Here is a 247-nt window from a genome sequence, read left to right on the forward strand (position 1 = left end):
GGTTCGCCTCCACCATGGCCTTGGTGAGCGGCAGGCCGAGGCCGGTGCCGTCGCCACGGCCGCGCTTCAGCGCGTTGATCTGCTTGAACGGCTTCAGCGCCTGCTCGATCTCGGCCTGCGTCATGCCGATGCCGGTGTCGCGCACGCGCATGACGACATCGCCCGAGGCCTCGTAAGCGGTCGACACGATCACCTGGCCGCCGGCCTGGGTGTAGCGGATGGCGTTGGACAGGATGTTGAGGGCGAT

1 protein-coding gene is annotated in these 247 nt (G+C 68.0%); it reads right to left on the minus strand.

Annotated elements, in window-relative coordinates; all coding sequences use genetic code 11:
* Positions 1 to 247: ATP-binding protein (locus tag EN874_RS33205; protein WP_135884748.1), on the minus strand; the 247-nt coding region annotated here is incomplete at both ends.

The sequence above is a fragment of the Mesorhizobium sp. M1D.F.Ca.ET.231.01.1.1 genome, from assembly GCF_003999155.2.
Classification (GTDB): Bacteria; Pseudomonadota; Alphaproteobacteria; order Rhizobiales; family Rhizobiaceae; genus Mesorhizobium.